General features: G+C 67.8%; 9 protein-coding genes and 1 tRNA gene. 1 reads left to right on the top strand and 9 read right to left on the bottom strand.

The genetic code is table 11. From position 1 onward, the window contains the following. From VGQ44_21855 to VGQ44_21845, 3 genes are all read right to left on the bottom strand, one after another. A partial coding sequence (locus VGQ44_21855) for a hypothetical protein (GenBank protein ID HEV8449482.1) occupies positions 1-200 on the bottom strand: 200 nt, incomplete at its 3' end. Positions 201-467: 267 nt separating this feature from the next. After that, positions 468-540, bottom strand: a tRNA-Gly gene (locus VGQ44_21850). 21 nt (positions 541-561) lie between these two features. Continuing rightward, complete coding sequence (locus VGQ44_21845; GenBank protein HEV8449481.1) at positions 562-2,397, bottom strand: hypothetical protein; 1,836 nt, start codon at positions 2,395-2,397, stop codon at positions 562-564. Positions 2,398-2,497: 100 nt separating this feature from the next. Between VGQ44_21845 and VGQ44_21840 the strand changes: the two genes are divergently transcribed. Beyond that, positions 2,498-4,099 carry a hypothetical protein gene (locus VGQ44_21840; GenBank protein HEV8449480.1) on the top strand — a complete coding sequence of 534 codons (1,602 nt, stop codon included), beginning with the start codon at positions 2,498-2,500 and terminating at the stop codon, positions 4,097-4,099. A 124-nt stretch (positions 4,100-4,223) separates the two neighbouring features. Here VGQ44_21840 and recN read toward each other — a convergent pair whose 3' ends face one another. The 6 genes from recN to xseA are packed head-to-tail and all read right to left on the bottom strand — an operon-like array spanning position 4,224 to position 11,015. Then, a complete protein-coding gene (recN, locus tag VGQ44_21835) occupies positions 4,224-5,921 on the bottom strand; it encodes a DNA repair protein RecN (protein HEV8449479.1) in 1,698 nt (565 codons plus the stop codon). Between the two features lie 13 nt (positions 5,922-5,934). Continuing rightward, the gene (locus VGQ44_21830; GenBank protein HEV8449478.1) at positions 5,935-6,801 is read right to left on the bottom strand and encodes an NAD(+)/NADH kinase; all 867 of its coding nucleotides are present in this window, start codon (positions 6,799-6,801) and stop codon (positions 5,935-5,937) included. Further along, positions 6,798-8,690, bottom strand: a complete 1,893-nt coding sequence (dxs, locus tag VGQ44_21825; GenBank protein ID HEV8449477.1) for a 1-deoxy-D-xylulose-5-phosphate synthase — start codon at positions 8,688-8,690, stop codon at positions 6,798-6,800. Before dxs ends, VGQ44_21830 begins: the two co-directional genes overlap by 4 nt. 45 nt (positions 8,691-8,735) lie before the next feature. Further along, positions 8,736-9,653, bottom strand: coding sequence for a farnesyl diphosphate synthase (locus tag VGQ44_21820; GenBank protein ID HEV8449476.1), 918 nt, complete (start codon positions 9,651-9,653; stop codon positions 8,736-8,738). Further along, entirely contained in the window at positions 9,631-9,843 is a 213-nt protein-coding gene (gene xseB / locus VGQ44_21815) for an exodeoxyribonuclease VII small subunit (GenBank protein ID HEV8449475.1), read from the bottom strand. The genes VGQ44_21820 and xseB overlap by 23 nt, the downstream gene beginning before the upstream one ends. Continuing rightward, positions 9,840-11,015 (bottom strand): exodeoxyribonuclease VII large subunit, encoded by a 1,176-nt coding sequence (xseA, locus tag VGQ44_21810; protein HEV8449474.1) that lies wholly within the window; start codon positions 11,013-11,015, stop codon positions 9,840-9,842. The genes xseB and xseA overlap by 4 nt, the downstream gene beginning before the upstream one ends. Positions 11,016-11,054: the final 39 nt, after the last annotated feature.

Raw genomic sequence — 11,054 nt, 5'->3', positions numbered from 1 at the left:
TTGATCTCGCCAGACCGGAGCTTTCCGCGAAGCTCCAGGTACCAGTCCTCGGCCACGTCCTTGGCCTTTGCGAGGCTCTCTTCCTTCGTGCTGGTCCGGCGGTTCTTGCCGCCAAGGTAGCTGGAGCACTGCCAGCAACTGCTGTTCGGGCGTTTGTAGACGTGGACCTTGCCGCCCAGGATGGTGTGCTGTTCGTTCACCCCGCCCTCCAGAACTCTTGAAACCGTCGAAAGTGTGGAAGAGTTGTGTAAGGGTAGGTGCGGGCGGACCTTATGTCAATAACAGTTTGCCTGGCTTAGAGTTACAGCGCTCCTGTTGATGAGCTTTGATGCTTTTAAGTCCCTCGCGTCTACCCGTTTCGCCATCCTGGCGATTCACTCACCGACGGCGAACCTAGGACCATCGGCCGCGGCGCACGCAACTCGTCGGGGAGGATTCATCGCGCGCCGACGAGCGCGCCCACGAAGAGCGGGAAACGGGACTCGAACCCGCGACCCCAACCTTGGCAAGGTTGTGCTCTACCAACTGAGCTATTCCCGCGTGCGGTGAATATACCCCAACTCAGGGGCGCTCGCCGAGCGCGTGCACGGCGTACCACGCGGTCCACGCGAGGAGCCCGGACAGCGATGCGTCGCCGCCGTTCGCCACCGCCATGCCCTCGGCGTCGATCACTTCGGCGGCACGACCTCCATCCAGCGTCGCGCGTCGCAGCCACTGCAGCACGTTCGCGGCGTCGGGGCCGATGAGCCGCGCGCACTGCTGCGTGAGCGAGTGCGGCGTCACGTCGATCGCCTTCACCGTGCGACGATACGTCGAGTCGTGGCGGGGCACCGCTTCGTAGATCGGCAGCCAGAACGCCGATGCCGACGGGTCGTCGGCTTCCGACGTCGCGCCCGCAAGGTCGATCGACGATGCGAACGTCGAGCGTCCGCCGCTCCCCGACGATGTGCCTGCCGTCGCGCCGCTCGTCGCGCCCGACGTCGCTTTCGCCGGATGTTCGACGATGAAATGGCGATGGATCGCCGCGCGAACGGCGTCGGGGTCCTCGATCTCCTTGGCGGTGTCTTCATCGAGCGTTCGCTTCAACACGTCGAGCGCGTGCGCGGCCGCGGCATTCGCGTGCAGCGTGAACGGATGTGGCGCGGGAACGCCCGACGGGCTCACCTCGGTCGTGTAGAGCGGAATGCGCTTGTCGCGCCGAGCCTCCAGGTCGTCGGCGACGAGATAGAGCGTATCGGCGAGCACCGGCTCGTCGACCACGCGGTCGTCGCCCGTGTCGCGGATGTAGCGGTCGGTGGCGATGGGGTAGCCGGCGACCCCCTCGAGCGCAAAGCCGGGCTCGAAGAGCGTGCCGTCGAGATAGTGCACTCCCCTGCCCGGCGCGTAGCCGTGCAATTCGCACATCCGGAGCAGCAGCTCTCGCGCGAGCGGCGCGTCGGCCAACTGCACGGCGGGAATCGTCCACGTGAGCGCGTCCCAATCGCGGATCGTCATCCCATGGCCGTTCCATGGTGCGCGCGAGCGCACCAGATAGTACTGCGCGTCGTCGAGCGCGCGGCCGACCGCGTAGAAGTACGCGAACAAGAGATTCCGGTTGATCAGCCGGTCGATCGCTTCGTTGCCCGACGCCTGCTCGAGCGATTGCACGGCGTCGCGCGTGGACGCGAGCAGCTCTCGCCATCCGCGGCGGCGAAGCACGAGCGCGGTCGACTCGGCGCCATCACGCTCGGGTCCGACGGCGATGAAGAACGCCACCTGCTCTCTCGCCCCGGCCGCGATGGTGATCGTGCGGCGGATGCCGTAGCTGACACCGTCGATGTCGATCTGCGCTTCACCGTCGGCCAGAATCGCGAGCGCCGCGAGACCGGGAAGCGATGCGCCTTCGAGCAGCACCGTGCCGGACGCCGAACGCGATACGCGGATCGCGTCCTCGAACGGCCGCGCTGTCTGCACGCGAAGCTGTCGGTGGCCCGCCGTGCCGGCGAGCGAGACGTCAATTGTTCTTTGCGCGGCGCCCCGGTTCTCGATCGAGAGCGCGTAGACCGCCCCCGACACGTCGGCGTCTCGGCCGTATGGCGCGAAGATCGTTCCGCGCACCAGCAGCTCGCCGACCGTGCACGTGAAGGTCGGAATCCATCCCAGCGCGCGTTCCCATGCGATCGGAACTTCCGACAGGTAATGGCGTACGCCATCCACGCCGAGCATCGGACGGGCGAGCGGCGGCTCGGTGCCGTCGATGAAATTCGGTCCGCCGGCAAATTCGATCGCCGATCGCGCGGCGCGATGGAGCATCCCGACGGCGTGGATCGACGCGTCGGCGGGGTGAATGCACGGCAACGCAACCCAATGGTTGCCGGTGATCTGCCACGGAATGGACGGAGGCGGAAGCAGTGACACGAGCGCGAGTGTATCTTGTTGGCGACCGAGGAATGATAGTCGGACCAGCCATGCTTCGATCCCCCAATAACGTCCCACGTCGCGCGACGCGAGTTTTCGATTGACGGTTCGCAAGTTCATTCGATCGAGCGCGGCGCTCCTCATCTGCCTCTCCGCCCGCCGATCCGTCGCCCAGGCCACAACCAATCCGCAGGTCGACGCGTCCGTGCTCCCGCGCGGGGTCGGCGCCGTGCGCGTGCTCTCGGCCTGGACTCGCTTTGACGAGCTGTTCGGCACGGCGCCCGGCTTGACCGGGTTTCCCCGCAACATCGCGTACAGTCTCAACACGGATTCGTTGACGACCGTCCGCGCGCCCCAGTTGGCGCCGGTCGAGCAAGCGGTCCGGACGCTGACCAACGATCCGGCGTTTCGCCTCACGGCCGGCCGGCTCGTCGCGGCGGCCAATTCGCGCATCGTCACCGCGCCGCTCATTCTCGAGTACGGGCTGCTCAAGTATCTCACGATCGACGCCGTCGTCCCGCTGGTCGAGACGCGCTCGACCGTGTTTCAGCAGCTCAATCCGACGTTCGGCGCCGTCAACGTCGGGCCGAATCCGTCGCTCACGAACACGCAGCTGCGCGCGTCGGAGTCCGCGCTCGTCGCGTCCCTACGCTCTGCCGCGACGGCGCTGTCGCAGCGCCTGGCGCAATGCCAGGCGACACCGACCCCGGACTGCGCGTCGATCCTGGCGCAGCCGGCCACGGTCCAGACGCTAGTCCAAACGACGGGCACGACGGCGACCGCGATCGAAACCCTGTACGGCGGCGACGTCGCGCATCCGGGGCAGCAGTTCGTTCCGATCGCCGGCACCCTGACTCAGGTGGTGATCGACGCCCGCCTCGCCAATTTGATCGCGCAATATCAAACGCTGTTGCCGACGGCGACGATCACGGGCACGGTCGCCGGCGCGGGCGGCCCCGGAGCGCGCATCGACTTGCAGCAGATGTTCGCGAACGTCGGACGCGACTCGCTGGCGAGCGTGAGCCGCACCTCGATCGGCGACGTGTCCGTCGGCGCAACGCTTCAACTATTCAACAATTTCGGTGACACGATCGCCGGGCGAAAAGCGCGGCTGGCCGTGCATGGTGAGTTCCGCCTCGGCACCGGCGAGCCGGCGAATCGCAACCGGATGTTCGACGTGCCCACTGGCTACGGCCAACCCGGTGTGGAAATCGGCGCGGCGAGCGATCTGCTGTTCGGCGGCCACGTCGGGGCGACCATCCTCGGATCCTATACCGCGCAGTTCGGCTCGATCAACGTCGCCCGCGTTCCAAATCCCGCGGACCTGTTGCTTCCCCTCGATGACCCGGTGCCAGGCACCTACAGCGCGGGCAACGTGATCTCGTTCAGCGTCATCCCGCGCTGGCGGTTGGCGGGCTACTTCACAATCAACGGCGAATACACGTTCACGAACGTTGGCGCCGACCAGTACGTCCCCGTGGTCGCCGTCGCCAGCAACGCTCCGCTCGGCAACGCCGCCGCGACGACCCAAGCCCTGGGATTCGGTTTCTCATATTCGACGACCGGAATCAGCAACGCCGTGCCGCGCAAGGTGCCGTACGAAGTCTCGTTCAGCCATCTCGAGACGCTCACCGGGAGCGGGGGGCCGGTACCAAAGGCATTTCGGGACCAGGTGATGCTGAAAGTGTACTTGGGCAGGTGACGGCGTCACATTCCGCCGTCTTGCCGCTTGACACGCATCTCGGATGGCGGCTCGAGCCTCGCTGTGAGCAGCTCATGCTCCGGGCTGACGCTCGAGGCTAGGCTCGCGTCGGCCATCGCGATGCTCAAGCGCCAGGCAGGCCTGCCTCAGTAGTCAGTTGCGCCTTACCGGCCACCAGCAGCTCTCGGGCGTGCGCGCGACTCGTCGCGCTTTCCGCGTCGCCGCCGAGCATCCGCGCCACTTCCGTCACCCGCTCGTTGTCCGACACGATGCTGATGTCGGCCGTCGTCACCCCGCTTCGCGCACCTTTGCTGACGACGATGTGATGATGCGCCCGCGCCGCGATCTGTGGCAGGTGCGTGATGGCGAAGACCTGGTGGTGTCCGGCGACGCGGCGGAGGGTGTCGCCGACCTGAAGGCCGACGCGTCCCCCGATCCCCGCGTCCACTTCGTCGAAGACCAGCGTCGGCACGCGGTCCAAACGGGCCAATATCGTCTTGAGCGCGAGCATCACGCGCGACAGCTCGCCGCCCGACGCGACGCGGCTGAGCGGACGCGCCTCGTGTCCGACGTTGAGCGCCACCCGGAACTCGACGTCTTCGGCTCCATGCTCGGCGATTTGCTGCAGCGCGTTCAGCGAAACGGTGAGATGCCCGTCGGGCATGCCGAGATCCGGCAATACCTTATCCACGGCACGCGCGAGCCGCTTCGCGGCGTATTGCCGCTTCGCCGTGAGCGCGCGCGCCCCCGACTCCAGCGTGGACCGCGCGGCGCGCTCGCGGCTTTCCAGTTCCTTCACGTCCATATCGGCCGAGTCGACGAGATCGAGCTCGGCCCGCGCCTCGGCGACGGCTCGAATCACCTCCGGAATCGAGCCGCCGTACTTCTTCGTCAGCCGAAACAACAGGTCTCGTCGCCGCCTGACCTCCTCGAGCCGCGACGGGTCGAGATCCACCGACGCCTCGTATTCCGTCAGCTCGCGAGCCAGTGCCTCGATCGCGAAGTACGCCGAGTCGAACACCTCTTGCAACCGCGACAAGGCCGGGTCGATCCGTTGGATCGATGACAATTGTTTGGCAATCGCGCCCAGTCGTTGGAGCACGGCGTCGTCGTCGCCGTCGAGCGTCGACGCGAGTCCACCGGCGAGCGCGCGCAGCTCGTCCGCGTTCTCGAGTCGTCGCGCTTCGTCCTCGAGCCGCACGTCTTCGCCCTCGACGAGCTTGGCGTCGCCGATCTCACGTACGACGTGCCTCAGGTAATCGGCGCGCCGCGCGGCTTCGGCGCGCCGCTTCGACAGGTTGGCGATCTCCCGGACGGCCGTGGCGAGCTCCGAATGGGCACGCGCAACTGTCGCGGCTTCCTTTTCCGAGTCGGCGAACGCGTCGAGAATGTGTCGTTGCGCGGCGGGGTCGAGGAGCGTTTGGGCTTCGTGCTGGCCATGGATGTTCACCAGCGCGCGTCCGACCTCGGCGAGGATTCCCGCGTTGACCGATGTTCCGTTGATCCAAGCGCGTGCGCGGCCGGCGGTCACCTCGCGCTTGAGCACCACGATCGAATTCTCGATCTCGATGCCATGGTGATCGAGCAGCGCGCGGATCTCCGGACGCTCGCCGGCGTCGAACGTTCCCTCGACCGTGGCGCGGTCGGCGCCGCTTCGAATGACGTCGGCGCTGGCGCGGTCGCCCAGCAAGAGTCCGAGCGCACCGACGATGATCGACTTCCCCGCTCCGGTCTCGCCCGTGAGAACGTTGAACCCAGGCGCGAGCGGCAAAGCGAGCGACTCGATGATCGCGAAGTTCCGAATTCGCAGCTCGCTCAGCATCCGCCACCGGCTCCTAGCGTTCCGCGTCTCGCTCGGCGAGCCCTCCCCATCCCAGCTTTTGCCTGAGCGTCGAGAAGAACGTCGCGCCGGGGAACCGAATGATCAACACGTCGCCTTCGGCGCGCCGAATGCTGAGCGTCTCACCGCCGGAAAACGTGGTTCCCACCTGGCCGTCGACGGTCACGAGCAGCTCGGCCGGCTGGTCGTCGGCCGTGAGCGTCACCTCGGCGCTCGACGGAAGAATCACCGTCCGGATCGCGAGCGTGTGCGCCGACACCGGCGTGACGACGATCGACTCGAGCGTCGGAAAGACCACGGGTCCGCCGGCCGAGAGGCTGTAGGCCGTCGAGCCGGTCGGTGTCGAGAGCACGACGCCGTCCGCCGCATAGCTGGCGACCGCTTCACCGTTCGCCGATACACGAATTGAGACGACGCGCGCGAATCCCCCCTTGTGCAACACCACGTCGTTGAGCGCGATCCACCGCTCGCGCTCGACGCCGCGCACGTCCAGCACCTTGGCGCGAAGGGCCATGCGAGGCTCGGCCACGTAGTCGTGCCGGGCGAAACGCATCAGCGCGTTGGAGAGCTGGTCGGCGTTGCAACACGTGAGGAAGCCGAGCCGCCCCAGGTTGACACCGAGGATCGGAACGGGGTGCGGCGCTATGACGCGCGCCCCGCGCAACAGCGTACCGTCGCCGCCGAGCGTGAGCAACGCATCGAGATGGGACGGATCTTCGATTCGCTTGCCACCGGCGACTTCGTGGAGCTCGTCCTCGTACGCCAATTCGAGTCCGAGCGCCGGCGACAGCTCGCGAAGCGTCTGCAAGACGGCGGGAAGACCCGTGTAGCCGCGATGTCCGACGACGCCGAGGCGGATCACCCGGCGATCGCCTCGCTCTCGTGCAACGCCCGAACCCGCTCGGCGATTCCCGCCGCGTCGAGGCCGCACACGGCGAGCTGCCGCGCGCGCGACGCCGCGTGGATCACGCGATCGGGCACTCCGTGCACCGAGACCCGAACCGCCGAATCATGCCGCGCGATCACCGACGACATGAAGGCGCCGAATCCGTTCACGACGGTGCCTTCCTCGACGACCAGGACATGGCGATGGTCGGCCAGGATCGCGGCGAGCGTCACTTCGTCGTACGGCTTCATGAACCGGCAGTTCACGACGCTCACGTTGATGCCCTCGGCCGCGAGAGACTCAGCCGCCGCGAGCGATGGACGCACCATCGTTCCCACCGCGAAGATGGCGAAGTCAGTCCCGCGGCGCGGCACGTCCCACGTCGCATAGGGAATCGGGTCGAGGACCGCCGCCGGCGCGGGCACGTCCGGCGCCGCGTCGCGAGGATAGCGAATCGAGAACGGACCGGTGTGGTGCACCGCGGTCCCGAGGAGGCGAAGCATCTCCGTGGCGTCGCTCGGCGCCGTGACCGTCATGCCCGGCACCGCGAGCAGGTAGGCGATGTCGTACAGGCCCATGTGCGTCTCGCCGTCTTCGCCGACGAGCCCCGCGCGGTCGAGGCAAAACGTCACCGGCAGCGATTGAATCGCGACGTCGTGCACGATGCTGTCGTATGCCCGCTGGAGGAACGTCGAGTAGATCGCGACGACCGGGCGCACGCCGCGCGTGGCCATCCCCGCGGCGAACGTCACCGCGTGACCCTCCGCGATGCCCACGTCGAAAAAGCGGTCGGGATGCGCCTTCGCGAACGCGTCGGTGCCCGTGCCGCTCGGCATGGCCGCGGTGATCGCGACGACACTCTTGTCGTGGTTCCCCAACTCGGCGAGACCGGCGCCGAACAGCTTCGTGTACGCCGGATTCGACGTCGACTGCTTGCGTTGCGCACCGGTCGTCGGGTCGTGCCCCGGCGGCAGCGCGTGCCATTTCTCGCCGCTTCGTTCCCCGGCGGGGAATCCTTTTCCCTTCTGCGTGATGACGTGAACGAGCCGCGGTCCTTTCATCGCGCGCACGGCGGTGAGCGTGTCGATCATCGCGCCGATGTCATGGCCGTCGATCGGACCGAAGTAGCGGAAGCCGAGCTCCTCGAACAGCACGCCGGGCGTGAGGAACGTCTTGACGCTCTCCTCCCATTTGCGGACGAGCGTGCCCACCGACGACAGCGGGCCGGGCGCGTGGTCCACGAGCTCGCCGATCGCCGAACGCACCCGGTTGTAGAGCGAGTTCCGCTGCACCGAGTTGAGATACTTGGACATCGCGCCGACATTGGGCGCGATCGACATCTCGTTGTCGTTGAGGATGACGATGATGTCGCGGCCCGAGTGTCCGGCGTTGTTGAGTCCTTCGTAGGCCAAGCCCGAGGTCAACGCGCCGTCGCCGACGATCGCGGCGACCTTGAAGTCTTCACCCTTCACGTCCCGGCCGACGGCCATGCCGAGCGCGGCGGAGATCGAGGTCGACGCGTGCCCGGCGCCGAATGCGTCGTAGTCGCTCTCGCTGCGCTTGAGGAACCCGGACACTCCGCCTTCCTGGCGCAGTGTTTCCATTCGCGCGTTACGGCCGGTGAGCAACTTGTGCGGATAGCCCTGGTGGCCCACGTCCCACACGAGCTGGTCGCGGGGCGTATCGAAAGCGTAGTGCAGCGCGATCGTCAGCTCGACGACCCCCAATCCGGCGCCGATATGGCCGCCCGTCCGCGAGCAGACATCGATCAGCCGGGCGCGCACGTCGTCCGCCAGGTGGCGGAGCTCCTCCCGGTTCATCCCGCGGACGTCAGCGGGCGAATTGACGCGGTCGAGGATGCTCATGGGTGGGTGGGGGGGAGCATTGTCGCTGTAAAAGTTAGCGACCGGCTACGAAGCGCGCTCGACCGCGAAATGCGCCAGCGCATCGAGCTCCTCGTTGAGTAAACCCTCGTGGCGCAACGCTCGGCACGCCTGCTCGACCAACTCGCCTGCCCTGCGCTCAGCCCCGGCGACGCCGAGCGCGCGCGGGTACGTGCCCTTGGCCAGATCCAGGTCGCGTCCAGCGGTCTTGCCGAGGCGGTCGGTAGTGGCCGTGACGTCGAGCACGTCGTCGGCGATCTGAAACGCGAGACCGATCGAATCGCCGTACTCGGCGAGCGCGTCGAGTTTCGCCGGCAACGCCTGCGCCGCCATTCCGCCGATCACCGCTGCCGCCCGAATCAATGCGCCCGTCTTTGCTCGGTGGATTCGTTCCAGATCTTCGACGGGCGGATCGCTTCCCTCCGCGTCGAGGTCCAGGAGCTGGCCGCCGATCATTCCGCCGGCTCCCGAAGCGTGCATCAGCTCTCCGGCGACGTTCGCGGATTGCTCGTCGCTGAGCCCAAGCTCGCGGGCGGCGCGAAACGCCGAGAGCGCGGCGACGGGCACCATCGCCACGCCGGCGACGGTCGCGGTGCGCACGCCGAATGCCCGATGCGCGGTCGGCCGGCCGCGGCGAATGTCGTCGTCGTCCATGCACGGCAAGTCGTCGTGGATGAGCGAGTACGCGTGCACCACCTCGATGCTGGCGGCGAGCGCCGACGCATCCGCCGTTCCTCCCGCCGCGCGATACGCCGCGAGGAGGAGCAGACCGCGGAGCCGCTTGCCTCCGCCGAGCAGCGCGTATCGGACGGCCTCGATGAGCTGCGGTCCGAGATCGTTCGCGTGTCGATCGCATAGCGACGAGAGCTCCCGATCGATCGCCGAGCGCTGCGCCCTCCAGTCGATCGACAGAGGCGCGCGTTCACTCACGCCGATCGACGACATCAAACGTTCCGTCGGCGCGTTCAACGAGGCGGTGCACCGTGGCTTCGGCGTTGGCGAGATCGGCGGATGCCCCGCGCAGATGCTCCACGCCCTCCTCGAACAGCGCGAGCGATTGGGCGAGATCCACACCCTCGCGCTCGAGTTGCGCGACGATTGCCTCCAGCCGCGCCAGCCGCTGCTCGAAGGTCATGGCTTCTCGTCTCGGCGGACGCGCGCCGGCACGACGCCGTCGCTCACGACTAGCTCGAAGGGCATACCGTCGATGAACGAATTGATCGACGTGAGCGTTGCCCCATCCAGGCCGCGCGGCACGGCGTAGCCGCGCGCGAGCGTCGCCAACGGACTCAAAGCGTGCAGCCGCCCGGCGATCGATTGAATGGCGCTCTTTTCCGCGGCGACCACGTTCGAGCCGACCTCGGCGAGGTCGCGCGCCGCGTGGCGCAGCCGATCCTTGCGCATCCGGACGGCAGAGCGTGCGCCACCGGTGAGACGCGTCGCGATGCGTCTCAACTCGGCTTCGAGCTCGGCGCGCGATCGTGTGGCGGCTTCGGCGGCGGCGGATGGCGTGGGGGCGCGAACGTCGGCGACGAGGTCGCACATGCACACGTCGATCTCGTGGCCCACCGCGGAAATCGTCGGTACCGGACACGCCGCGACGGCGCGCGCGACCTTCTCGTCGTTGAAGACGGAGAGATCCTCTTTGGCCCCGCCGCCGCGCGAGACGATCACGACGTCGGCGCGTCCCCACTTCGACACGCGGCGGAGCGCGGCGCACAGTTCGGAGCGCGCCGAATCGCCCTGCACCGCCGCGGCCACGACGACCAGCCGCACCGCCGCGCGACGCCGGCGCACGACCGCCACGATGTCGTGGAGCGCCGCACCGTCCGGGCTCGTGATCACGGCGATCACCCGCGGGAATCGCGGGAGCGCGCGTTTGCGCTCCGGCGCGAGAAGTCCATCGGCCTCGAGCCGTTGCCGAGTTTTTTCGAGCGCCTTACGACGCAGGCCATCACCTTCGGCGTCCAGGCGCAGCACGGTGAATTGAAGCTCGCCGCGAGCCGGATAGACGGTCGGCCGCCCGAAGGCCACGACCTGCATGCCGTCGTCGGGCGGCGCGGCGATTCGACGCTGGTCTCGGTTCCACACGACGGCCCGGACCTGAGCCGTGCGATCGCGCAGCGTGAAGTACCAATGACCGTTGCGGTGCGCCTTGAAGTCGCCGACCTCGCCGCGAATCCAGAGCGGGATGAACGCGCCTTCGAGCAGCTCGCGAGCGGTCTCGTTCAACGTACCGATCGAGATGGCGCTCTGCGCGGTCTCGCCGGGATACCGGGCGGGCGCCTCGGGGGGAAGGGTCGGCATCGGTGGAGGCGCGGGGCGGCGGGCCGGAGCGCGTTCGAC

This window comes from Gemmatimonadaceae bacterium (assembly GCA_036003045.1).
Classification (GTDB): Bacteria; Gemmatimonadota; Gemmatimonadetes; order Gemmatimonadales; family Gemmatimonadaceae; genus JAQBQB01.
The sequence above is the reverse complement of the archived record's forward strand: the minus strand, read 5'-3'. Positions and strand labels throughout refer to the sequence as shown.

Bases quoted from the DNA above. Each gene is read 5' to 3' on its own strand.
- xseA (HEV8449474.1), bottom strand. From the start codon at position 11,015: ATGCCGACCCTTCCCCCCGAGGCGCCCGCCCGGTATCCCGGCGAGACC.
- recN (HEV8449479.1), bottom strand. From the start codon at position 5,921: ATGCTGAGCGAGCTGCGAATTCGGAACTTCGCGATCATCGAGTCGCTC.
- xseB (HEV8449475.1), bottom strand. From the start codon at position 9,843: ATGACCTTCGAGCAGCGGCTGGCGCGGCTGGAGGCAATCGTCGCGCAA.
- dxs (HEV8449477.1), bottom strand. From the start codon at position 8,690: ATGAGCATCCTCGACCGCGTCAATTCGCCCGCTGACGTCCGCGGGATG.
- VGQ44_21820 (HEV8449476.1), bottom strand. From the start codon at position 9,653: ATGTCGTCGATCGGCGTGAGTGAACGCGCGCCTCTGTCGATCGACTGG.